The 22,790-nt window shown below is 65.6% G+C and carries 24 protein-coding genes; 17 read left to right on the forward strand and 7 right to left on the reverse strand.

Features of this window, described 5'->3' with window-relative positions; all coding sequences use genetic code 11:
- Window positions 1-7 precede the first annotated feature (7 nt).
- Window positions 8-745 carry a UTRA domain-containing protein gene (locus LRS53_RS13755; protein ID WP_231356287.1) on the reverse strand — a complete coding sequence of 246 codons (738 nt, stop codon included), beginning with the start codon at window positions 743-745 and terminating at the stop codon, window positions 8-10.
- Between the two features lie 182 nt (window positions 746-927).
- Here LRS53_RS13755 and LRS53_RS13760 point away from each other — a divergent pair, with 182 nt between their 5' ends.
- Genes LRS53_RS13760 through LRS53_RS13785 form a run of 6 tightly spaced genes read left to right on the forward strand, consistent with a single transcriptional unit; the run spans window position 928 to window position 6,029 of the window.
- Window positions 928-1,989 carry an ABC transporter substrate-binding protein gene (locus tag LRS53_RS13760; protein WP_231356288.1) on the forward strand — a complete coding sequence of 354 codons (1,062 nt, stop codon included), beginning with the start codon at window positions 928-930 and terminating at the stop codon, window positions 1,987-1,989.
- Between the two features lie 4 nt (window positions 1,990-1,993).
- Complete coding sequence (locus tag LRS53_RS13765; protein WP_231356289.1) at window positions 1,994-2,791, forward strand: alkaline phosphatase family protein; 798 nt, start codon at window positions 1,994-1,996, stop codon at window positions 2,789-2,791.
- Window positions 2,788-3,621 (forward strand): ABC transporter permease, encoded by an 834-nt coding sequence (locus tag LRS53_RS13770; RefSeq protein ID WP_231356290.1) that lies wholly within the window; start codon window positions 2,788-2,790, stop codon window positions 3,619-3,621. The genes LRS53_RS13765 and LRS53_RS13770 overlap by 4 nt, the downstream gene beginning before the upstream one ends.
- Entirely contained in the window at window positions 3,608-4,393 is a 786-nt protein-coding gene (locus tag LRS53_RS13775) for an ABC transporter permease (RefSeq protein WP_017642785.1), read from the forward strand. Before LRS53_RS13770 ends, LRS53_RS13775 begins: the two co-directional genes overlap by 14 nt.
- Window positions 4,390-5,379 carry an ABC transporter ATP-binding protein gene (locus tag LRS53_RS13780; RefSeq protein WP_231356291.1) on the forward strand — a complete coding sequence of 330 codons (990 nt, stop codon included), beginning with the start codon at window positions 4,390-4,392 and terminating at the stop codon, window positions 5,377-5,379. Before LRS53_RS13775 ends, LRS53_RS13780 begins: the two co-directional genes overlap by 4 nt.
- On the forward strand, window positions 5,376-6,029 hold the full coding sequence (locus LRS53_RS13785; protein WP_231356292.1) for an HAD family hydrolase: 654 nt from the start codon (window positions 5,376-5,378) through the stop codon (window positions 6,027-6,029). The genes LRS53_RS13780 and LRS53_RS13785 overlap by 4 nt, the downstream gene beginning before the upstream one ends.
- 419 nt (window positions 6,030-6,448) lie before the next feature.
- On the opposite strand, the gene LRS53_RS13790 is transcribed toward LRS53_RS13785, so the two are convergent.
- Window positions 6,449-7,411: an NAD(P)H-quinone oxidoreductase gene (locus LRS53_RS13790; protein ID WP_231356293.1), complete on the reverse strand. Its 963-nt coding sequence runs from the start codon at window positions 7,409-7,411 to the stop codon at window positions 6,449-6,451.
- 237 nt (window positions 7,412-7,648) lie between these two features.
- Here LRS53_RS13790 and LRS53_RS13795 point away from each other — a divergent pair, with 237 nt between their 5' ends.
- Both LRS53_RS13795 and LRS53_RS13800 read left to right on the forward strand, forming a co-directional pair.
- Window positions 7,649-9,730, forward strand: a complete 2,082-nt coding sequence (locus LRS53_RS13795; protein ID WP_231356294.1) for a carboxy terminal-processing peptidase — start codon at window positions 7,649-7,651, stop codon at window positions 9,728-9,730.
- Window positions 9,731-9,822: 92 nt separating this feature from the next.
- The gene (locus LRS53_RS13800; protein ID WP_231356295.1) at window positions 9,823-11,568 is read left to right on the forward strand and encodes a bifunctional diguanylate cyclase/phosphodiesterase; all 1,746 of its coding nucleotides are present in this window, start codon (window positions 9,823-9,825) and stop codon (window positions 11,566-11,568) included.
- Window positions 11,569-11,571: 3 nt separating this feature from the next.
- Here the strand turns inward: LRS53_RS13800 and LRS53_RS13805 are convergent, their stop codons facing one another.
- The 3 genes from LRS53_RS13805 to LRS53_RS13815 form a co-directional block, all read right to left on the reverse strand.
- Window positions 11,572-11,943 carry a hypothetical protein gene (locus LRS53_RS13805; RefSeq protein WP_064307163.1) on the reverse strand — a complete coding sequence of 124 codons (372 nt, stop codon included), beginning with the start codon at window positions 11,941-11,943 and terminating at the stop codon, window positions 11,572-11,574.
- Between the two features lie 5 nt (window positions 11,944-11,948).
- The gene (locus tag LRS53_RS13810) at window positions 11,949-12,413 is read right to left on the reverse strand and encodes a YkvA family protein (protein WP_231356296.1); all 465 of its coding nucleotides are present in this window, start codon (window positions 12,411-12,413) and stop codon (window positions 11,949-11,951) included.
- Between the two features lie 150 nt (window positions 12,414-12,563).
- A complete protein-coding gene (locus tag LRS53_RS13815) occupies window positions 12,564-13,337 on the reverse strand; it encodes an FKBP-type peptidyl-prolyl cis-trans isomerase (RefSeq protein ID WP_017642777.1) in 774 nt (257 codons plus the stop codon).
- A gap of 255 nt (window positions 13,338-13,592) precedes the next feature.
- Here LRS53_RS13815 and LRS53_RS13820 point away from each other — a divergent pair, with 255 nt between their 5' ends.
- The 8 genes from LRS53_RS13820 (at window position 13,593) to LRS53_RS13855 (ending at window position 20,622) form a co-directional block, all read left to right on the forward strand.
- Entirely contained in the window at window positions 13,593-13,883 is a 291-nt protein-coding gene (locus LRS53_RS13820) for a hypothetical protein (RefSeq protein ID WP_017642776.1), read from the forward strand.
- A gap of 63 nt (window positions 13,884-13,946) precedes the next feature.
- On the forward strand, window positions 13,947-14,621 hold the full coding sequence (locus LRS53_RS13825; RefSeq protein WP_231356297.1) for an ABC transporter ATP-binding protein: 675 nt from the start codon (window positions 13,947-13,949) through the stop codon (window positions 14,619-14,621).
- Window positions 14,618-17,077, forward strand: coding sequence for an FtsX-like permease family protein (locus LRS53_RS13830; RefSeq protein WP_231356298.1), 2,460 nt, complete (start codon window positions 14,618-14,620; stop codon window positions 17,075-17,077). Before LRS53_RS13825 ends, LRS53_RS13830 begins: the two co-directional genes overlap by 4 nt.
- The gene (locus tag LRS53_RS13835) at window positions 17,067-18,119 is read left to right on the forward strand and encodes a lipocalin-like domain-containing protein (RefSeq protein WP_231356299.1); all 1,053 of its coding nucleotides are present in this window, start codon (window positions 17,067-17,069) and stop codon (window positions 18,117-18,119) included. Before LRS53_RS13830 ends, LRS53_RS13835 begins: the two co-directional genes overlap by 11 nt.
- A gap of 123 nt (window positions 18,120-18,242) precedes the next feature.
- The gene (locus LRS53_RS13840; protein ID WP_231356300.1) at window positions 18,243-18,554 is read left to right on the forward strand and encodes a DUF6482 family protein; all 312 of its coding nucleotides are present in this window, start codon (window positions 18,243-18,245) and stop codon (window positions 18,552-18,554) included.
- A 163-nt stretch (window positions 18,555-18,717) separates the two neighbouring features.
- Entirely contained in the window at window positions 18,718-19,149 is a 432-nt protein-coding gene (locus LRS53_RS13845; RefSeq protein WP_231356301.1) for a DUF4440 domain-containing protein, read from the forward strand.
- A gap of 143 nt (window positions 19,150-19,292) precedes the next feature.
- Entirely contained in the window at window positions 19,293-20,318 is a 1,026-nt protein-coding gene (locus LRS53_RS13850; RefSeq protein ID WP_231356302.1) for a TerC family protein, read from the forward strand.
- A gap of 16 nt (window positions 20,319-20,334) precedes the next feature.
- Entirely contained in the window at window positions 20,335-20,622 is a 288-nt protein-coding gene (locus tag LRS53_RS13855) for a hypothetical protein (protein WP_231356303.1), read from the forward strand.
- A 499-nt stretch (window positions 20,623-21,121) separates the two neighbouring features.
- Here the strand turns inward: LRS53_RS13855 and LRS53_RS13860 are convergent, their stop codons facing one another.
- A complete protein-coding gene (locus tag LRS53_RS13860; protein ID WP_231356304.1) occupies window positions 21,122-21,595 on the reverse strand; it encodes a GreA/GreB family elongation factor in 474 nt (157 codons plus the stop codon).
- Window positions 21,596-21,734: 139 nt separating this feature from the next.
- Here LRS53_RS13860 and LRS53_RS13865 point away from each other — a divergent pair, with 139 nt between their 5' ends.
- Window positions 21,735-22,568 carry a DUF1206 domain-containing protein gene (locus LRS53_RS13865; protein WP_231356305.1) on the forward strand — a complete coding sequence of 278 codons (834 nt, stop codon included), beginning with the start codon at window positions 21,735-21,737 and terminating at the stop codon, window positions 22,566-22,568.
- On the opposite strand, the gene LRS53_RS13870 is transcribed toward LRS53_RS13865, so the two are convergent.
- A complete protein-coding gene (locus LRS53_RS13870) occupies window positions 22,542-22,775 on the reverse strand; it encodes a hypothetical protein (protein ID WP_331275308.1) in 234 nt (77 codons plus the stop codon). The genes LRS53_RS13865 and LRS53_RS13870 overlap by 27 nt on opposite strands.
- Between the last annotated feature and the right edge of the window lie 15 nt (window positions 22,776-22,790).

The following is a 22,790-nucleotide window of genomic DNA, read 5'->3' on the forward strand; positions in this document are numbered from 1 at the left end:
AGTCGGCCTAGTCCGGCACCTCGACCCTGACCTGGATGGCGTCATGGCGCCAGAACTCCAGGTCGCAGTCGATCAGTCGTCCCTGCTGGTCGTGGTTGATGCGGGTGATATGCAGCGCCGGACTGCCCTGGGCCACCCGCAGGGCCTGGGCGGCCTCCGGCAGCAAGGCGGTCGGCAGGATCTCGAAGCGCACCTCGCCGTAGCGGATGTCGTAGCGGTCGCGATACAGCTCGGTGAGGGAACGCTGCAGGTCGTGCTCCAGCAAGCCCGGGAAGTAGGCCGCATTGAGGTAGTGCTCGACATAGAGCACCAGCCGGCCGTCCACGCGGCGCACCCGCCGGATCTGATAGACGCTGGACAGCGCCGGCAATTCCAGCAGCCGACAGACCTCCGCCGAGGCCAGCATCTGCCGCGCCGCCAATACCTCGGTAGCCGGTCGGCGACCCTGGGCTTCCACCATGGCGTGGAAATGGGTGCGGGCCAGGGGGTTGTAGGCCAGGCGCGGCGGCGCAACGAACCAGCCGCGCCGCTCTTCGCGATAGATCAGGCCCAGGGCTTCCAGTTGCAACAGGGCCTCACGCAGGGTGATGCGGGTGGTGGCGAACAGCTCGCTCAGCTGGCGCTCGGACGGCAAGCGCTCCATCGCCGGCAGCAGGCCATGGGCGATCTGCTCCTGCAGCGCCTGGCGGATGGCGCTGGCGCCGGGCGCACTTCTTTGGACTAGACCAGCTTCGGATTGGTGCACCCGGAACGCCTCGACTAGGGTTTGCTGGGAGACTAGGGCGCCCAGATGACCGCTTGGTGACGACTGCAGCGTCGGTGCCAGCGGAGGAACGGGGCGAACTGCCATCAAATCGTCATACCTCGCTCCTAGATTGGCCGGTGTCTTGCTGACCTAGACCAAGCCCTAACACCTGGAGCGCCCGTATGACCCGTCTGCTTGCTTCCTTGTTGGCCACTGCCGTTGCGATACAGGCCGGTACCGCCTTCGCCGATACCGTCGATCTCAAAGCCCTCGAAGCCGCCGCCCGCAAGGAAGGCCAGGTGAACAGCGCCGGCATGCCCGATACCTGGGCGAACTGGAAAGGCACCTGGCAGGACCTGGAGCAGAAGTACGGCCTCAAGCACCAGGACACCGACATGAGTTCCGCCCAGGAGATCGCCAAATTCGCCGCCGAAGGCGAAAACGCCTCCGCCGACATCGGTGACGTGGGTGCCTCCTTCGGCCCCATCGCCGTGCAGAAGGGCGTTACCCAGTCCTACAAGCCCAGTACCTGGGATCAGATCCCCAACTGGGCCAAGGACAGCGACGGCCACTGGGCGCTGGCCTACACCGGCACCATCGCCTTCATCGTCAACAAGCAGACCGTCAAGGACGTGCCCCACTCCTGGGCCGACCTGCTCAAGGGCACCTACAAGGTCACCATCGGTGACGTCAGTGCCGCCTCCCAGGCGGTGAGCGGCGTGCTGGCCGCGGCCTACGCCAACGGCGGCGACGAGAAGAACATCAAGCCGGCGCTGGATTTCTTCGCCAAGCTGGCCAAGCAGGGCCGCCTGTCCTTCACCAACCCGGTAGTGGCCAACCTCGAGAAAGGCGAGGTAGAGGTGGGCGTGGTCTGGGACTTCAATGCCCTGAACTACCGCGACCAGATCGACCGCTCGCGCTTCGAGGTGCTGATCCCTTCCGACGGCTCGGTGACCTCCGGCTACGCCACCATCATCAACAAGTACGCCAAGCACCCCAATGCCGCCAAGCTGGCTCGTGAGTACATCTTCTCCGATGCGGGCCAGATCAACCTGGCCGAGGGCTATGCCCGACCGATCCGCGCCGAGCACCTGACCCTGCCGGCGGACGTCCAGGCCAAGCTGCTGCCCCAGGCGCAATACGCCAAGGCGCGCCCCATCACCGACGCCAAGGCCTGGGAAGAGACTTCCAAGCGCCTGCCACGGCTCTGGCAGGAACACGTCCTGATCAACATGCAGCAGTGACGTCATGAACGTCATCCTGGTCGTGCTGGACGGACTCGCCCTGAGGGTCGCCGAACACGGACTCGGCTTCCTTCAGGCGCTGTGCCTGGCCGGCCGGGGTCGCCTCTACCGCCTGGAGTGCGAGTTGCCTTCGCTCTCCCGGCCGCTCTACGAATGCCTGCTCACCGGGGTACCACCGGTGAGCAGCGGCATCGTCCACAACGGTGTCAACCGACTCTCGACCGAGACCAGCCTGTTCCATCTGGCGCGGGCCGCCGGTCTCACCACCGCGGCAGCCGCCTATCACTGGGTCAGCGAACTCTATAACCGCAGCCCCTTCGAGCCGGGCCGGGACAGGCACGTCAGCGACACCGGCCTGCCGATCCAGCACGGCCACTTCTACTACGCCGACCACTACCCGGATTCCCACCTGTTCGACGACGCCGAGCACCTGCGGCTGGCCCATGACCCGGACATCCTGCTGGTGCATCCGATGAACATCGACGATGCCGGTCACCGGCACGGCCTCTCCAGCCCCGAATACCGCAATGCCGCACGCCGGGCCGATGGCCTGCTCTCCCACTACCTGCCCACCTGGCTGGATGCCGGCTACCAGGTGCTGGTGACCGCCGATCACGGCATGAACGACGACCGCAGCCATGGCGGAACGCTAGCGGAAGAACGCGAGGTGCCCCTGTTCGTCTTCGGCGAAGGCTTCTCCCTGGGCGAGGCCACGCCGCGGCAGGTGGAGATCTGCGGAACGGTGTGCAGCCTGCTGGGGCTGGCCCACGACAAACCCTGGTGCCGGGAGCTGCTGGCATGAAGCGGCCCTGGCTCGCCCTGCTGCTGATCCTGCCTTTCCTGCTGGTGTTCGGCGCCTTCCAGCTGGCGCCCCTGGCCTGGATCGCCTTCAACAGCTTCGACTCCAGCGAAAGCGGCTGGGGCCTGGGCAACTACGCCGAGGTCCTCGGCTCGCCCTTCTACCTGCAGGCCATCCGCTTCTCCCTGGAGATCTCGCTCTGGTCCAGCGTCTGCGGTCTGCTCATCGCCCTGGTCGGCGCCTATTCGCTGACCCGGGTGGACTCGCGACTGCGTGGCTTCGTGGTGGCCTTCACCAACATGACCAGCAACTTCGCCGGGGTACCGCTGGCCTTCGCCTTCATCATCCTGCTGGGCATCAACGGCTGCCTGACCCTGGCGCTCAAGCAGCTGGGACTGATCGAGAGCTTCAACCTCTACACCAAGGGCGGCCTGATCCTCATCTACACCTACTTCCAGATACCCCTGGGCGTATTGCTGCTGTTTCCGGCCTTCGAGGCCTTGAAGCAGGACTGGCGCGATGCGGCGGCACTGCTCGGCGCCGGCACCTGGCAATACTGGCGGCATATCGGCCTGCCGGTGCTCAGCCCGGCGCTGGTGGGCACCTTCATCATCCTGCTGGCCAATGCCCTGGGCGCCTACGCCACCGTCTACGCCCTCACCGTGGGCAACTTCAACGTGGTGCCGGTGCGCATCGCCGCCCTGGTCTCCGGCGACATCTATCTGGAGCCCAACCTGGCCGCCGCCCTGGCCATGCTGCTGGTGGCCTTCATGACCCTGATCACCCTCGTCCATCAGTGGCTGCTGCGGCGGAGTCGTCATGTCCAGAGCTGAGCATCTATATCATCGCCTGGTGGTCTGGCTGCTGTTCCTCATCCTGTTCGCGCCCCTGGCCGCGACCCTGGTCTATTCCCTCGCCACCCAGTGGTCGGCGACCCTGCTGCCGGCCGGCTTCACGTTCAAGTGGTACCTGCAACTGTGGAGCGATCCGCGCTTTCTCGCCGCCTTCGGCCGCTCCCTGGCGATCTGTTTCGGCGCCCTGGCGTTGTCCTGCGTGCTGATCCTGCCGGCCATGTTCGCCATCGCCTACCACTTCCCGCGGCTGGATGCGTTGATGAACGTGCTGATCCTCTTGCCCTTCGCGGTACCGCCGGTGGTGTCGGCCGTGGGTCTGCTGCAGCTCTATGCCGGCGGCCCGCTACCGCTGACCGGCACGCCCTGGATCCTGGTGTTCTGCTACTTCACCATCGCCCTGCCCTTCATGTACCGCGCCATCAGCAACAACCTCCAGGCGCTGAATCTGCGTGACCTGATGGACGCCGCCCATCTGCTCGGCGCCAGTTCCTGGCGCGCCGCCCTGCTGGTGGTGCTGCCCAACCTGCGCACCGGGTTGATGGTGGCGCTGTTCCTGTCGTTCTCTTTTCTCATCGGCGAATTCGTCTTCGCCAACCTGCTGGTGGGGACGCGCTACGAGACCCTGCAGATTTACCTCTACAACCTGCGCAACGGCAGCGGCCACCTTACCAGCGCCCTGGTCATCTCCTACTTCTTCGCGGTGCTGCTGATGACCTGGATCGCCAATCGCCTGAATCGGGAGCGGACATGAGCTATCTCGCAGTCAAGGGGCTGCACAAGCGCTACGGCGCCAACACCCTGTTCACCGACATCGAATTCCACGCCGACCAAGGCGAACTGGTGACGCTGCTCGGCCCCTCGGGCTGCGGCAAGTCCACCCTGCTGCGCTGCCTGGCCGGCCTCACCGAGGTCGATCGCGGCGCCATCGTGCTGGCCGGCCAGGACATTACCCAGTTACCGCCGCAACGCCGCGGCATCGCCATGGTGTTCCAGAGCTATGCCCTCTTCCCCAACATGACCGTGGCGCAAAACGTCGCCTTCGGCCTGCGCATGCAGCGGCTGGCGCGGGACGAAATCGGGCAGCGGGTGCAGGAGGCCCTGACCCTGGTGGAACTGCAAGGCTTCGCCGAGCGCTATCCGCATCAGCTCTCCGGTGGGCAATGCCAACGGGTGGCCCTGGCGCGCTCGCTGATCGTGCGGCCGCGCCTGCTGCTGCTCGACGAACCCCTCTCAGCGCTGGATGCCCGCATCCGTCGCCACCTGCGTGAACAGATCCGCGCCATCCAGCAGGAGCTGGGCCTGACCACGGTGTTCGTCACCCATGATCAGGAAGAAGCCCTGACCCTGTCCGATCGCATCGTGCTGATGCGCGAAGGACGCATCGTCCAGAGCGGCGATGCCGAGACGCTCTACACCGCGCCCGTGGATGCCTTCGCCGCCGGCTTCATCGGCAACTACAACCTGCTCAGCGCCGACCAGGCCAGCCGGCTGTTCGGCCAGACCTTCCAGGGGCAGGTGGCGATTCGCCCCGAGGCCATCCGCCTCGGCGTGGCGGGTGGCTTCAACGGACGCATCGTCGGCCACAGCCTGCTGGGTAACGTGATCCGCTACCGGATCGCCACCGAAGCCGGCGAACTCAATGTCGACGTTCTCAACCATGGCCCGACGGCCTTGCAGCCGAACGGCACAGCCGTCACCCTTGCCGTCGATTCCGACAGCCTGAGAGAAGTGGCATGACCCTGGCGATTTTCGATCTCGACGAAACCCTTATCGACGGTGACTGCTCCAGTCTCTGGAGCCAGCAGATGGGCGTCCTTGGCTGGGTCGACCGCGAGTCCTTCGTGCAGCGCGACAGCGAACTGATGGCGGCCTATGCCCAGGGCGAACTGGCCATGGAAGACTACATGGTCTTCCACCTCGAACCCCTGGTGGGCCGTACGCCCGAAGAGGTGGATTTCGAGGTCGGACCCTGGGTCGAGGACGTCATCGAACCGCTGATCTTCAGCGACGCCATGAAGTGCATCGCCGCCCACCGCGCCGTCGGCGACCGGGTGATCATCGTCTCGGCCTCCGGGGTGCATCTGGTGGAGCCCATCGCCGAACGTCTCGGCGTGGAAGAGGTGCTGGCCATCGACTTGCAGGTCAGCCACGGCGTCTACAGCGGCCAGGTGGAGGGGGTCATGACCTTTCGCGAAGGCAAGCTCACCCGCCTGCTGGAACTGCTCGGCGGCGACCGCAGCCTGCTGGATTCCGCCAGCTTCTACTCCGACTCACGCAACGACCTGCCGCTGCTGGAAGCAGTGGGCAAGCCACACGTGGTCAACCCCGATCCGGTACTGCGCGAACGCGCCACAGCGGCCGGCTGGCCGATCCTCAGCTGGCGGTAACTCGCATCGCGACCATAGCGGCGCGGGGACGTAGGTTGGGCTGAGACGGCTTTATCGTCGAAGCCCAACATGGCCGGTTCCGAGCAAGCCCTGTTGGGCTTCGCTGCGCTCAACCCAACCTACGGCCACTCCCACTAGTTGCCGATGTTTTCGTAGGTTGGGCTGAGACGGTTCCATCGTCGAAGCCCAACATGACCGGCTCCGAGCAAGACCCGTTGGGCTTCGCTGCGCTCACCCCAACCTACGGGCGTTCCTACAGGCTGGCGATGTTTTCGTAGGTTGGGCTGAGACGGCTCTATCGTCGAAGCCCAACATGGCCGGCTCCGAGCAAGACCCGTTGGGCTTCGCTGCGCTCAACCCAACCTACGCCCAATCGTCGGCGGACCGCCCTGACCGCGATCGATAGGCGCCTGCCGGTACTATTCCAACCCTTCGTCCAGCACCAACACTACCTTGCCGTTCACCTCGTTGCTTTCCAGGGCGGCAAAGGCCGCTTCGGCGTTCTGGGCGGTGAAGCGGCGTTCTAGGTTGACGTTCAGCTTGCCTTCGGCGAACAGTGGCCAGACCTTAGCTTCCAGGGATCTCATGGTCTTGGCCTTGAATTCCACGGAGCGGTTGCGCAGGGTCGAGCCGATGATGCGGATGCGCTTGCCAAGCACCTTGCCCAGATCCATCTCGGCCTGGCGGCCGCCCATGAGGCCGATCAGCACCCAGCGCCCGTCCTGGCCCAGCAGATCCAGGTTGAGCGACGCATAGTTCGCCCCGACCGGATCGAGGATGACGTGGAAGGGCGCGAAGTCGCGCAGGCCTTCCAGATCGGTCTTACGCAGCACCCCACCCTCGGCGCCGAGGCGCTCGCAGTGGGCCAGGCGCTCCTGGGAGCCGACGCTGACCCAGCAGGGATTGCCGAAGGCTTTGCACAGCTGGATGGCGGCCGAGCCGACGCCGCTGGCACCAGCGTGCAGCAGTACCTTTTCCCCCGGCTGCAGCGCGGCCAGGTCGAACAGATTGCTCCAGGCGGTCGCCCAGACTTCGGACAGCGCCGCCGCCTCGATCAGCGACAGGCCGTCCGGTACGGACGCCGCCTGGCGTCCATCCACCACCACCTCGCTGGCCATGCCACCGCCGGCCAGCAGCGCGCAGACGCGGTCACCGACCTGCCAGCGCGAATCCGCGGTGGTCTCGCTGACCACCCCGGCGCATTCGAGGCCCAGGGTGGCCGGCGCACCGGGCGGCGGCGGATAGTTGCCGGCCAGTTGCAGCAGGTCGGCGCGGTTGAGACCGGCGGCCGCCACCTTGATGCGAATTTCCCCGGGCGCCAGAGCGCGAGCGCTCAGTGACTGCCATTCCAGTTGCCCTTCGATACCTTGCAATGCGTTCACGGTGCCTCCATAGTGGCTCAGGCTTTGACGAAAAGCGCCTGCGCCGGCGGGTTCTGCGGGAGTCGAGCGGACCGGAAGACGCGGGGCTGTCACAGCCGTCCCCTCCGATCGTCGCTATCCTTCAGACCGCCGTCAGACGACTTTCGTCAGCGCCCGTCATACTTCCCCAGGCCGCGGAACCGCCCGGGCCGGGAAGGGCCTATAGCCTATTCCTTTCCGTGCATTAGTCGAATACACATGAAGCAGCTCTTGTCCCGTACCGCCCTCGTTGTCCTGCTTGGCGTCAGCGCAACGCCCCTCTTCGCCAAGCCCAACGCGCCGGTTGGCGCCGAGAAGCTGCAACCCGACCGTGATCAGGTGATCGCCAGCCTCAACATCGTCGAACTGCTCAAGCGTCATCATTACAGCAAGCCGCCGCTCAACGATGCTCAGTCGATCAAGATCTACGACAGCTATCTGAAGATGCTTGATCCCGGCCGGCTGTATTTCAATGCGGCCGACATTCGCGAATTCGATGCGGCGCGCACGCGCTTCGATGATTACCTCAAGCAGGGCAATCTCGAACCGGGCTTCGCCATCTACCGTCGTTACGCCCAGCGCATGACCGAGCGGCTGAACTATGGTCTGGGCCTGCTCAACGCCGGCATCGGCAAGCTCGACTTCACCGCCGACGAGTCCTTCGACACCAATCGCGAAAAGGCTGCCTGGCCGGCGGATACCGCCGCGCTGGACGATCTCTGGCATCGCAAGCTCAAGGACGAAGTCCTGCGCCTGCGCCTTTCCGGCAAGACCGATCAGCAGATCCAGCAGCAGCTGACCAAGAGGTACAAGAATCAGCTGGCACGCCTCAACCAGACCCGCAGCGAAGACGTCTTCCAGGCCTATATCAACGCCTTCGCCGAGTCCTATGACCCGCACACCCAGTACCTCTCGCCGGAAAGCGCCGAGAACTTCGACATCAACATGAGCCTGTCGCTCGAAGGCATCGGCGCGGTACTGCAGAACGACAACGACTACGTGCAGATCCTGCGCCTGGTCCCGGCTGGCCCGGCCGACAAGTCCAAGCAGATCGCGCCGGCGGACAAGATCGTCGGCGTCGCCCAAGGCGATGGCGAGATGGTCGATGTCATCGGCTGGCGTCTGGACGAGGTGGTCAAGCTGATTCGCGGACCCAAGGGTTCCAAGGTGCGGCTGGAGATCATTCCGGCGAGCAACGCGCCGAACGACCAGAAGACCAAGGTGGTCGCCATCACCCGCGAAGCGGTCAAGCTCGAGGAACAGGCCGCCCAGAAGCACGTGATCGACGTTCCCCACGAGGGCAAGCACTACAAGCTCGGGGTGATCAACGTGCCGGCCTTCTACCTGGACTTCAAGGCCTACCGCGCGGGCGATCCGAACTACAAGAGCACCACGCGTGACGTGAAGAAGCTCATCGGCGAGCTGCAGAAGGAAAAGGTCGACGGCATCGTCCTGGACCTGCGCAACAACGGCGGTGGCTCGCTGCAGGAAGCCACCGAACTGACCGGTCTGTTCATCGACCAGGGGCCCACCGTGCTGGTGCGCAATGGCGACGGCAAGGTCGAGGTGCTGGCCGACGACGAAGGCGGTGCCTTCTACAAGGGCCCTCTGACCGTGCTGGTCAATCGGCTGTCCGCCTCGGCGTCGGAGATCTTCGCCGGTGCCATGCAGGACTATCACCGCGCGCTGATCGTCGGTGGCCAGACCTTCGGCAAGGGCACCGTACAGACCATCCAGCCGCTCAACCATGGCGAGCTGAAGCTGACCATCGCCAAGTTCTACCGCGTCTCCGGTCAGAGCACCCAGCACCAGGGCGTGCTGCCGGACATCGACTATCCAGCGGTGGTGGATACCAAGCAGATCGGCGAAAGCGCCCTGCCCGACTCCATGCCCTGGGACACCATCCCCCCGGCGGTGAACGGCCTGAGCAACCCCTTCGCCAACTATCTGCCGGAGCTGGTCAAGCGGCATGACGTGCGGGTGCAGAAGGATCCCGACTTCATCTTTGCTCGCGAGCGGCTGAAGCTCGCCCAGGAACTGGCGGCGGATACCACCGTCAGCCTCAACGAGCAGAAGCGGCGCGCCGCACAGACCGCCCTGGACAACCGCCAGTTGGCCATGGAAAACCAGCGTCGCCAGGAGAAGGGCGAAGCCCCGCTCAAGGAGTTGAAGAAGATCGACGAGGACAATCCCGCGATCGACGACGACAAGACCAAGCCGCAGGATGACGCCTACCTGATGGAGTCCGGTCATGTAATGCTGGACTATCTCGACCTGAGTCAGACACCGCCCAAGCGCTGACATCAAAGCGTCACATCTCTGTCGTGAAATGCCCGGGGGTCGCCAAGTGCGACCCCCGGGCATTTTCGTTTCTGGGTTCTTACAGGTTTACCATGACGCTTAACGACCAGGCTGGGGTGTTGGATCGCATTCTCGCCAACTGCGAGCTGCATTCGCTCTTTCAACCCATCGTTTCGTTGAGCGAGCGGCGCATCCTGGGCTATGAGGCCCTCATTCGCGGCGCCTCCAATACCCCGCTGCACTCGCCCCTGCCCCTCTATGCCACCGCCCGTCAGGCCGGCCGCCTGTCCGAACTGGAAATCGCCGCGCGCCAGCAGTCTTGCCTGACCTTCCGCGAACTGGCCCTGGATGGTCTGCTGTTTCTCAACGTCTGCCCGGAAACCCTGCTGGAACCGGCGCACCAGTCGGGCCAGACCCTCAAGTTGCTGCAGCGCCTGGGGTTGTCTCCCGCGCAGGTGGTCATCGAACTGACCGAGCAGGCGCCCATCGATGACTTCGCGCTGCTGGCCACCGCCCTGCATCACTACCGGGCCATGGGCTTTTCCATCGCTCTGGACGATCTGGGTGCCGGCTATTCCAGCCTCAGACGCTGGTCGGAATTGCGCCCGGACTTCGTCAAGATCGATCGGCATTTCATCGAATCCATCCACCGCGATGCGGTGAAGCGCGAATTCGTCGGCTCCATCCTGAAGATGGCCGCAGCCTCCCGCGCCCAAGTCATCGCCGAAGGCATCGAGACCCACGAAGAGTTGTCGACCCTGGCCAGCATGGGTGTCGACCTGGTCCAGGGCTATCTGCTGGGCCGCCCCACCGCCGCGCCACCGCGGGAGATCCAGACCCTGTTGCCGGTCATGGTCAGCCGCAGTTCGGAGCTCGCCGAGGAGTCCACCACGGTCGCCGGCCTCCGGGTGGAACAGGTCGCCGTCGGCCAGGACATGCTGATCCCGGCGGTGCTGGAGCGCTTTCGTCTGCAACCCAGCCTCAATACCCTGGCGGTGGTGGATGACGACGACCGCCCAGTAGGCATCGTCCATCACCACGAGCTGAGTTCGGCGCTGCTCAAGCCCTTCGCCCACGAGGTGTTCGCCCGCAAGCCCATCGCCCGGTTGATGAGCCAGGACTTCCTGGCGACCGAATCCAACCAGTCGCTGCAACAGGTCAGCCGCCTGCTCACCACCCGCGCCCGCCAGCGCATCGAAGAGGATTTCATCATCACCGAAGGCGGCCGCTATGTCGGGGTCGGTCGAGTCATGGATGTCTTGCGGCTGATCACCGAGCAACGCATTCAGCAGGCCAAGCATGCCAACCCGCTCACCCAGCTGCCCGGTAATGTGCCCATTCAGCAGTGCCTCACGCGTTTGCTGGATCAGCAGCGCGAAGCCGTGGTGTGCTACGTCGACATCGACGGTTTCAAGCCCTTCAATGATCTCTATGGCTACGCCAAGGGCGACGAGGTCCTGCTCTGCCTGGCGCAGACGCTTTCCGAGCGCCTGGATCCGCAGCAGGATTTCGTCGGCCACATCGGCGGCGACGACTTCCTGGTGGTGCTGGGTTCGACGGACTGGCGGAAAAGACTGAACGGTCTGATGGCGGCCTTCCAGGAGCGCTGCCGGCATTTCTATCGCAGCGAGCACCTGGAGGCTGGCTGTTTTCTCGCCTACGACCGAGATGGTCGCCGTCGCGAGTATCCGCTGCTGTCGCTGTCACTGGGGGTCGTGGAGCTGGACAAGGAGGCCGGCAAGCGAGTGGATGCCAGCGGCCTGGCCGGCCTCGCCTCGGAAGCCAAGCGCAACGCGAAGCAGGTACCCGGCTACAGCCTGCACCTGATGCGCGCCTGACGCCTACTCCTGGTGGTGATCGGGATAGCGGTGCTCGAACACCCGCGTCACCTCGGCCGCATGCCAGCTGACGGCATCGGTCACCTGGGGCGAGCCTTCCAGCGCACCCAGGCGCAGGGCGCAATCAAAGAAGCCCTCACGGGGGATACGGGTGCCGCTCTGGCTGACCACCAGCGCACTGCGCAGCGGTCGACCCTCGCGACGATCGAGAGCGGCCAGGTATTCCAGCGCCGTGGTCAGGGTCACCATCGCCGGCTGGGGCAATCCCAACCGTTCGATGACCGAGCGATAGGTCAGGAGGCTGCGGCTACGCCGCGCGCTCTCCAGTTCATCCAGCAGGGCCAGCCAGTGCTGGCGACTGATGCGTACGCTCAAGCCGTTCAATCCCGCAGCTGATCGAGGGCGACACCTGCCGCCGGCCGCTCGTGCTTGTCAGGCAGGGCCGCAAGGGCCGCCTGCTGACTCGCGGTACGGTTATCACGCCAGGCACGGAAGCCGTCCAGCTCATCGCTGCAGGCCTTGCCGATCCAGGCCAGGACGGCGAGGTCGTCGAGCAGACCGAGCATGGGTACCCAATCGGGAATGAGGTCGATGGGCAGGAGGAAGTAGACCAGGCCGCCCGCCACGGTCAGCAGCGTCTTGCGGCTGATCCCGCGGTATTGGCCACGCCACCAAGCCAGCAGCAGCTGATGGAACAGGCTCAGGGTATCGCGCGCCTCGCCGAGCTTGAGCCCCCGCTTGCTGGTCTTGCGTGCGACTCCCAGCAACAGGGCTGGCAGCCGGCCGCGGATCAGCAGCCGCTGGGCGATACCAAGGTAGCGATCAAAGTTCTTCGGCGGCTTCATGGACACCTCGAGCGGGTAAGGACGATAGGTGCGGACCTGCAGGGCACAGGGCGTTGCACACCCGGGTTTGGATCGCACCGATGTCCCAGGGTTTCCCCGGCACCATGTAAAACGCCCTGCGAGCAGGGCGTTTGGCGGAGCGAGAACCCCTTACTTCTTGGCCGGGGCCTTTTCGGCAGCGGCCGGAGCATCGGCAGCCGGAGCAGCCGGGGCGTCTTCGGCGTCCGCGGCAGCGGCGTCCTTGATGCCGAGCAGTTCCAGGTCGAACACCAGCACGGAGTTGGCCGGGATCGCCGGGCTCGGGCTCTGGGCGCCGTAGGCCAGCTCGGAGGGGATGTACAGCTTGATCTTCTCGCCGACGTGCATCAGCTGCAGCGCCTCGACCCAACCCGGGATCACACCGTTGACCGGCAGGTCGATCGGGGTGCCACGCTTGATGGAGCTGTCGAACACGGTGCCGTCGACCAGCTTGCCCTCGTAGTGCACGGTGACCACATCGGTGGGCTTGGGCTGCGGGCCATCGGCCTTCTTGACCACTTCATACTGCAGGCCGGAGGCGGTGGTGATCACGCCAGGCTTCTTGCCGTTCTCTTCGAGAAACTTCTTGCCGGCCTTGGCGTTGTCTTCGCTGACCTTGGTCATCTTCTCTTCGGCACGCTTCTGCAGGGCGGCGAAGGCTTCGGTGAGCTGCTGATCGGTCAGCTTCTGATCCTTCTTGCCTACCGCATCCTCGATACCCAGGGCGACGGCCTTGGGATCCAGGTCGTCGATGCCTTCCTGGGCCAGGCTCTTGCCCATGTTCAGGCCGATGCCGTAGGACGCCTTCTGGGCCGGGCTTTCCAGCTCGACCTTGGGCTTGGAGTCGCAGCCGCTCAGAACCAGACCCACCAGGGCCACCGCTGCTGCCAACCGATACTGTTTCATGTTGATTCCTTATCCGTGCGCATTGTGCGCGTTCAAACAACTGATCGAGCTTACAAGGAGACCTGCTCGCTTGCCATCGCCAGGCCTCTAAATGGCTGCAAAGGATAAGATTTCAAGCTTATGTCTGCCTGAACATCGCGTGAACGAGCGGCGGGCAGCCCCTGCGACGTCTTGTCCGGGGCACCCGAGCAGTGGCGACCGCCAGGCGTCCAGGCGCTAAACTAGCGCCTTCTTCAGTGCCTGTCAGAGACCTCCATGTTCGAGCCCAACGATCTGAATCGCCCGCCCCTCGACCTCGCCCGCGAATCGCGCAAGGCCGGTGGCTACGGCCTGCTGTACTCGGTGCTGCTGGCGATCGGCATTCTGCTCTATCACCACTGGGTGCCCAGTGCCTTCCCCGGCAGCCTGCTGCAGATGTCCCTGGCGCTGCCCGTCATCCTGTTCGCCGGCAGCGCCGTGTACTACCTCACCATGGTGCGCAAGTGCGAGCGCCTGCAGCGCGAGGAAGACGAGAAGACCGGCAAGGGCAAGACCAGACGCCGCTAGCCGCGCTGAACGTCGCCGCCCCCGCCCGGTCGATTGCAGACCACGACCGGCGCTGGAGGCGCAATGCTGACCATCACCGATCTGCACAAGAGTTATCCTACGCCCCAGGGCCCACTGCCGGTCCTGCGCGGCGTGGACCTTAGCCTGGCACGGGGCGCGAGTCTGGCGCTCATGGGCGAATCCGGCAGTGGCAAGAGCACCCTGCTGCACCTGGTCGCCGGGCTCGACCGGCCTGACCAGGGCCACATCCAGGCCGCTGGCCAGGAGCTCTCCACCCTCAACGAACGGGCCCTGGCTGCCTGGCGCCGCGAGGGCATCGGGCTGATCTTCCAGCAATTCAACCTCATCGCCAGCCTGACGGTGGCCGATAATCTCGCCTTCCAGGCGCGGCTGGCCGGCCGTCATGATCCGCGCTGGCAAACCGAACTCGCCGAACGCCTGGGGCTGGCCGCCCTGCTGGAGCGCTATCCGGAGCAGCTTTCCGGCGGCCAGCAGCAACGCGTGGCCCTGGGGCGCGCCCTCGCCTCCCGGCCGCCCCTGCTGCTGGCCGATGAACCCACCGGCAATCTCGACGAAGCCAGCGGCGACCAGGCCCTGGCGCTGCTGCTGGAGCTGGTGGCCGAGACCGGCAGCAGTCTGCTGATGGTGACCCACAGCGCGCGCATCGCCAGCCATCTCGATCGCACCCTGCAGCTGGAACGCGGACGCCTTGGCGGCGCAGCCGTGGCCCGGCCATGAGGCTGCTCTTCTGGAGTCTGCACAGCCTGGTCAGCCACTGGCGGCGGCATCCCATGCAACTCGCCGGCCTGATCGCCGGCCTGTGGCTGGCGACGGCACTGCTGATCGGGGTGCTGGCGCTCAATGCCCAGGCCCGCCAGAGCTATGCCCAGGCCAGCGCGCTCTTCGGTGCCGACCAGTCGAGTCTGGAGGCCCGCGACGGCAAGCGCTTCACCCAGGCGCTGTTCGTCGAACTGCGCCGGCAGGGCTGGCCGGTGTCGCCCGTCCTACAGGGCCGCCTGACCCTGGCGGAGCGCGAGGGCACCCTGCCGTTGCTGGGCATCGAGCCGGTCAGCCTGCCCAGTGACCAGGGGGTGGCGGCCGGTGCCTCGCCCGCGGCCCTGTACGACTTCCTCAGTCCGGCCGGGACCACCTGGATCGCGCCGGAAACGCTACGTGAATGGCAGCTCCAGGCGGGCCAGGTGCTACACCGCGCCGACGGCCTGCCGCTGCCACCGCTGCAACCCCGGCCCGGCCTGGCGCCCGGCACCCTGGTGCTGGACATCGGCCAGGCCCAGCGCCTGCTGGACGCACCGGACCAGCTCTCTCGGCTGATCCTGCCAAAGACCTTTCAGCGCGCGCTGCCCACCTTAGCCGGCGTCGACCTGCAACGGGTGGAAAACGACCAAGGCGCCGAGCTGGATCGTCTGACCGACAGCTTCCACCTCAATCTGCTGGCGCTGGGCCTGCTGGCCTTTGCCGTCGGCCTGTTCATCGTCCATGCCGCCACTGGTCTGGCGCTGGAACAGCGCCGTGCCCTGCTGCGTACCCTGCGCGCCTGTGGTCTGTCGGCCGCGACCCTGGTGCTGGCGCTGACCCTGGAACTGGCGCTGATCGCCCTGGTGGCCGGTGCCCTGGGCGTGGCCAGCGGTTATGCCCTGGCGGCGCTGCTGTTGCCCGATGTGGCGGCCAGCCTGCGCGGGCTCTATGGCGCCGAGGTCGCCGGCAGCCTGACCCTGAGCTCGGCCTGGTGGCTGGCCGGCCTCGGCCTCAGCCTGGGCGGCGCCCTGCTTGCCGGTGCCGATGGCCTCTGGCGCGCGGCGCGGCTGCCGCTGCTGGCCCTGGCCCAGGGCGAAGCCTGGCGCGCGGCCCATGGTCGCTGGCTCAGGCGCCAGGCCTTGGGCGCCCTGCTGGTGGGCCTGGCAGCGCTGGTCCTGTGGCTGGGCGGCAACAGCCTGGCCAGCGGCCTGGCCCTGCTCGCCTGCCTGTTGCTGGCTGCTGCCCTGGCGCTGCCGCCGCTGCTGAGCGCACTGCTGGATCTCTTGCTGAAGCGAGCGAGGCGTCCCCTTTCGCGCTGGTTCCTGGCCGACGCCCGGCAGCAACTGCCCGGGCTATCCCAGGCGCTGATGGCGCTGCTGCTGGCCCTGGCGGCCAATGTCGGCGCCGGCAGCATGACCGAGGGTTTTCGCCGCACCTTCGATGGCTGGCTCGACCAGCGCCTGGCCGCCGAACTCTACCTGCGCCCGCAAGATGCTACCCAGGCAGCGGCCCTACTCGACTGGCTGCCCCGGCAACCCAGCGTGGGCGCGGTGCTGCCGGTGTACGAACTGGAGACGGGCATTCAAGGCCAGCCGTCCACCCTGAGCGGTATCCTGGACGCTGATCTCTATCGTCGACACTGGCCGCTGCTGGATGCCGGTGGCGAGGCCTGGACGCCCTTCTTCGCCGGCGACGGCCTGATGCTCAGCGAGCAACTGGCCCGCCGCCTGGGCGTGGTCAAGGGCCAGCGGGTGGAGCTGCAGGGGAGCCAAGGTCGCTGGTCCGCCCCGATATTGGCCACCTACGCCGACTATGGCAATCCGCGCGGTCATGTGCTGCTGTCCCAGGCACAGCTGCGGGCGCTGTGGCCGGAGGCCACCCTGGTGCGCATCGTCGTTCGCATGGCGCCCCCACAGGTAGAGGCCTTGCGTAGCGAGCTGCAGCAGCGCTTCGGGCTGGATACCAGCCATTCCATCGACCAGGGGCAGTTGCGTCGCTATGCCGATCAAGTCTTCGAGCGCACCTTCAGCGCCACCGCGGCGCTCAACGCTCTGACCCTGGCGGTGGCCGGCCTCGCCCTCTTCATCGCCCTGCTCGGCCAGGCGCAGCGGCGTCTGGGCCAGCTCGCGCCGCTCTGGGCGCTGGGCATCGAGCGTCCACGACTGATCCTGCTCAGCCTGGGGCAACTATTGGGGCTTGCCCTTCTCACCCTGGCCCTCGCCATTCCCCTGGGCATCCTGCTGGCCTGGTGCCTGGTGGCGGTAGTGAACGTCCAGGCCTTCGGCTGGCGACTGCCCCTGCAGGTCTTCCCAGGTCAACTGCTGGCGCTTTCTGCCATTGCCCTACTGGCGACCCTCCTGGCGGCCGCCTGGCCGTTGTTGCGGCTGCAGCGCAGTCAACCACTGGATCTGCTGCGAGAACTCGGCAATGAACGCTAGGGCCCTGCTGGTCGCACTCCTGCTGCTCACCGGTTGCGACAAGCAGCCGGCATCCGAGGGCTTCGCCGGCCTTGGCCAGGGCAGCGAAGACTTCGCCCCGGTGGTACCGGGCAAGGTGTTCAGCTTTCCCGCCGATCACGGTCCCCATCCGGATTTTCGCATCGAGTGGTGGTACGTCACCGCCAACCTCAGCGATGCCGAGGGCCATCAGTACGGCGTGCAGTGGACGCTGTTCCGCAATGCCCTGCGCCCCGGCGCCGACCAGCCCGGCTGGGGCAACGGCAACCTCTGGCTAGGCCATGCCGGGCTCACCAGCGAAACCCGCCAGTTCTCCGCCCAGACCCAGGGTCGCGGCGGCATCGGCCAGGCCGGGGTGACGGCCGCCCCCTTTTCCGCCTGGATCGACGACTGGCGGCTGAGCGGCGACCTGACCGGGCGGGCCGAGGTCCAGGCCAAGGGGCCGGGTTTCGCCTATCGGCTGGATCTGGCGGCCACCGGTCCACTGGTGCTCCAGGGCGAAGGCGGAGTCAGTCGCAAATCCGCCAGCGGCCAGGCGTCCTACTACTACAGCCAACCCTTCTTCCAGGCCCAGGGCGAACTGCAGATCGAGGGCCGGCGCGTGCCGGTCAAGGGTCTCGCCTGGCTGGATCGCGAATGGAGCAGCCAGCACCTGGCCGCAGACCAGCTCGGCTGGGACTGGTTTTCCCTGCACCTCGACGACGGTCGCCAGCTGATGCTCTATCGCCTGCGCCAGGCCGACGGCCAGCATTATCTGTTCGGTAACCTGATCGCCGCCGATGGCCACAACCAACCCCTGCATCCCGGCGATATCCGCCTGGCACCGGAGTCCACCCACAGGGTAGCCGGACGCGAGGTGCCGGTACGCTGGTCCATCACCCTGCCCGGGCAGCACCTCGACCTGCGCATCGCTGCCGTCAACCCTGACGCCTGGATGGCCCTTGGCACTCCCTACTGGGAGGGACCGGTCAGGGTGGAAGGCAGCGCCAAGGGGGTGGGCTATCTGGAGATGACGGGGTACTGACAAGGACAGCGGGACGCACTCAGGAGACCGCCGCCCGGAACTCCCAGCCCCGCTCCCGCCTCGAATCCATACCTGTCCCTGCCGTCACGCAGGGCTCCTTAGCGTGATAACCGAGGTTTCTCGATGAATGTCAAAGAGCTGAATCAGCAGATCAAGGCCGGCGCGGTCAAGGAAGTCAATCTGGTGTCCATGGAAGGTGGCTCCTATGTCATCCATGCGCTGGTGGACGGCACCTCGATACCGGTCGCCGACGACAAGGGCGCGACCCTGCACGTGGCCTCGGTGGAAGAAGCCCGGCGTATCCTCGACGACGTCAAGGATGTTCGCCTGTTCATCGCCCAGCCGGCGGTCTATGAAGAGATGGTGGGTCAACCGGTGAGCGACACGGATTCGCGCGAAGAGATCCCGCTGCGATCGAAAATCGAAAATCGCTGATTCGCCTTCCCCTTCCGTCGCCGGCAGCCGACGGCGACCTTGCCTTGCGCTGACCTAGACGCCACGAACTGGTGTCATCCTCCAACGATGTGTCCGTGCAGCTCACCTGCACCAGGCAAGATGTTATATTATAACAATTGCACTTTCGCCTGAGGATAACGCCATGTCCGTCGCGACGCCTGGCTACGCGCCTGTTCGCTCCAATGAAGAAATCGCCTGCCTTGCCGGGGCCAAGGCCGCCCTGCATACCTGGGCCGCGACTGTGGCCACCCACGAGGTGGAAGCCATTCTCGCCCTCTATGCACCCGACGCCATCCTGGTGCCCACCCTTTCCAACGAAGTCCGTGATTGCGAAGACAGCCGGCGGCAATACTTTCGCAACTTCCTCGCCAACGAAGGGCTGGTGTGCGATGTGCAGATCTTCAAGAAAAGGGTCAGCAGCACGCTCGGCACCGTGGTCGTCGGCGGGCTCTATGTCTTTCACTATCGGGAAGGTGAGCAGGTCGTCAGTGTCCCAGCGCGCTTCCTCTTCACCTTCGAGCAGATCGAGGGTCGCTGGCTGATCACCGGCCACCATTCTTCCCGAGAGGCCTGACCTAGAGCGGTTGCATTTTGTAAAACTGCGACTCTTGCCGAATGTGCGCGAGTTCGAAATCCTGTATGGGTGACCCGGGCCCCTCTGACGGCGTATGCCGCCATGTCGAGTCATAGTCTTGCAACTTGACTAAGGAGGGGCTCATGAACGCCCTGCATGCATTCTTCTTCGCCGACTTCCTCGGCACCGCCACCTGGATGTGGCTCACCTTCTTCACCGTCGTCATCGCCCTGCTGGCCTTCGACCTGGGTGTCCTCCACAAGGAGAACAAGCCCATCGAGGTCAAGGAGAGCCTGCTGCTATCCGCCGGCTACATCACCGCGGGTCTGCTGTTCGCCCTCTTCGTCTGGCAGCTCAAGGGCGCCGATGCCAGCCTCGACTACGTCACCGGTTTCCTGATCGAGAAGTCGCTGTCCATGGACAACGTCTTCCTCATGGCGGTGATCTTCGGCTTCTTCGCCATTCCGCGCGAATACCAGCACCGGGTGCTGTTCTGGGGCATCCTCGGGGTGATCGTGCTGCGGGCCGTCATGATCGGCCTGGGCGCCGCCCTGATCCACAGGTTCGATTGGATCCTCTATGTCTTCGGCGCCTTCCTGGTGATCACCGGGGTCAAGATGCTGTTCGCCAAGGTGGACGAAGAGCCCAAGCTCGACGACAACGCCTTCATCAAGTTCCTGCGCAAGAAACTGCGGGTGACCGATGAGCTGCATGGCCAGCACTTCTTCGTGCGCCAGCCCGATGCCAGCGGCAAGACGGTGCTCTGGGTGACGCCGATGTTCCTGGCGCTGATCGTGATCGAGTGCGCCGACCTGGTGTTCGCCGTGGACAGCGTGCCGGCGATCTTCGCCATCACCCAGGATCCCTTCATCGTCTACACCTCCAACGTCTTCGCCATCCTGGGCCTGCGCGCCCTGTACTTCGCCCTGGCGGCGATGATCCACCGCTTCGCCTATCTCAAGTACGCCCTGGCGCTGGTACTGGTGTTCATCGGCTGCAAGATCTTCCTGGTGGGCATCATCGGCAAGATCCCGCCGGTGATCTCCCTGAGCGTGACCCTGGGCCTGCTGGCCGGTGGCGTGCTGGTCTCGCTGTACAAGACGCGCGGCGAAGCCAAGCACACCGCCGCCGGTCAGGAATCACGCGATTCGCTGAATCGGCCTTCGTGAACAGGAGCAGTCGACCATGAACACCAGAGCCATCCTCAGTCTTACCGGCATCCTCCTGCTGCTCGGCCTCGGCGGTTGCGACAGCGCGGAGAAGGCGGCGGACAGCTTCGCCACCAAGGTGGAAGAAGCCGCCCGCGAACAGGCCCGGGAAACCCTGGGCGGGACCCTCGACGAGCTGAACAAGAAGGTCGACGAGGCCCAGAACCAAGGCCGCGCCTGGCTGGATCAGCACCGGCCAAAGCAGGAAAAGGAAGAGGCAACCCCACCCCGGGCTACCAAGTCAGTGGAGGGCGTCGAAGCCTAAGGCTTTGGTCGCAAGAGCGTGTAGGTCGGGCTGAGACAACTTCATCGTCGAAGCCCAAAGGAACCCGCACCGAAGGTAGGCACTGTTGGGCTTCGCTGCGCTCAACCCAACCTACGGTGTTCCTTTGGCAGCGCGGATCGTAGGCTGGGCTGAGACAGCGCCATCGTCGAAGCCCAACAGGGCATGCATCGAGGCTGGGCTCTGTTGGGCTTCGCTGCGCTCAACCCAACCTACATTGTTCCTTTGGCAGCGCGGATTGTAGGTTGGGCTGAGACAGCTCCATCGTCGAAGCCCAACAGGACCCGCACCGAGGCTAGGCGCTGTTGGGCTTCGCTAACGCTCAACCCAACCTACGGTGTTCCTTTGGCAGCGCGGATCGTAGGTTGGGTTGAGACGGCTCCATCGTCGAAGCCGAACAGGGCATGCACCGAGGCTGGGCTCTGTTGGGCTACGCTGCGCTCAACCCAACCTACGGGGATCCCTGAGGGCAGCCTGAGGCTCAGTGCACCGCCACGATCTCCTGGCGGTGCACCTTGCCCTCCACCGTCACCGCCACCTCATCGCCCTCCTCCCGACCGAGCAGTGCCTGCCCCAGGGGCGCACGCGGCGAGATCACCAGCACCTCCTGGCCGTCCAGCCTGACCTTGAGCCCCGCCGCATCCGGGCCGAGGAACAGCCAGCGGCTGGCCGTCGGGGTGGTCAGCTCGATCAGGGCACCGACGCGGATACCATCGGTCATGGCCACGGGCGTCAACGCCCGGTAGGCGGCCAGCGCCAGCTCGATCTCGTGCAGGCGGCGGCGTTGGCCATCGGCCAGATAGGCCGCCTCCAGACCACGGGTGTCGTACTTGTTCTCGGCCTTGCTTTCGCCGTGGGTGGCCGCTTCGTGACTGGCCGTCAGCTGTTGGCTGATGACGTCGCGGTCGGCTTCCAATGCCTGAAGAATAAGGGTAAGCAGTCGTGCCTTGTCCATGAACCGATCGCCGGGCAAAGGGTGCGAGCCTAAGGCCTAACGCCGCGTCCTGCCAGCACTCTGGTGCGCCTGTCCGCCCGGCAGAACCCGCGCGCGGCCCATCGGTCAGTACAAGGCAGGATGTAACAGGACATAACAGATGCGCACCCGTACCGGACTCACTCTTCTGGCCCGCGGCGGCTATGCCGCCCGCGGTCTCGTCTATCTCATCATCGGCGTGCTGGCGTTGCTGGCCGCACGGGGCTCCGGCCAGCCGGCGGACAGCCATGACAGCCTGGAAGCCCTGCTCGCCCAACCCTTCGGCCACTTCCTGGTCGGCCTGGTGGTGGTCGGCCTGGTCGCCTTCGCGGCCTGGCGCATCCTCCAGGCCATCCGCGATGTCGATGACCATGGCAGCAAGCCCAAGGGCCTGGTCATCCGCGCCGGTCTGCTGGTGGGTGGCATCACCTATGGCGCCCTCGCCTTCTTCGCTCTGGGCCTGCTGGTCAGCGGCCTGCGCCAGGGCAGTGGCTCGGGTGGCGACACCAATGACTTTCTGCAGATGCTGCTCAGCTGGCGCTATTCCAACCTGCTGGTGTACGTCGCTGCGCTGATTCCGCTGGGCGTGGGCCTCGCGCATTTCGTGAAGGGCTGGAAGGCCAGCTTCGAGCGCTATCTCGAAGCCAGTCCGGAACAGCTGCGGCTGATCCGCCCCATCGGTCGCTTCGGCCTCATCGCCCGTGGGATAGCCTTCGTCGAGATCGCGGTGCTGCTGGTGGTCAGCGGCTCGCGCTATCAGGCGCTGCATCCGCCGGGCATGAAGGACGCCCTGAACGGCCTGCAGAATCTGCCCTTCGGCGGACTGATCCTGTCCGTGGTCGGCCTCGGCCTGATCGCCTTCGCCTGCTACAGCTTCGCGGAAGCCTGGTGGCGGCGCATCGAGATGGACCTGCCGGATGTGGGCGGGTCATTGCGCCAGGTATTGCCACGCTAGGCCAGCGCCAGACGTCAACGTTTGGCGCGCCAGTTCGAGCGGTACGCCGAGAGCCTCGATCTGATGCTTGACGCCTGCCACCGCCGCGCACTCGAACCGGATCACCCAACCGGGACGGGCCGGAGTCAGAACGCGTTCGAGGGCGCCGCGGACGCGAAAACTGGCCTGGGTCCTGGCTTCACTCAGACAACGGCCGACCCGGGCCAGCGGTGGTTCCGATGA

The sequence above is a fragment of the Pseudomonas sp. PLB05 genome, assembly GCF_021106615.1.
Lineage (GTDB): Bacteria > Pseudomonadota > Gammaproteobacteria > Pseudomonadales > Pseudomonadaceae > Chryseomonas > Chryseomonas benzopyrenica.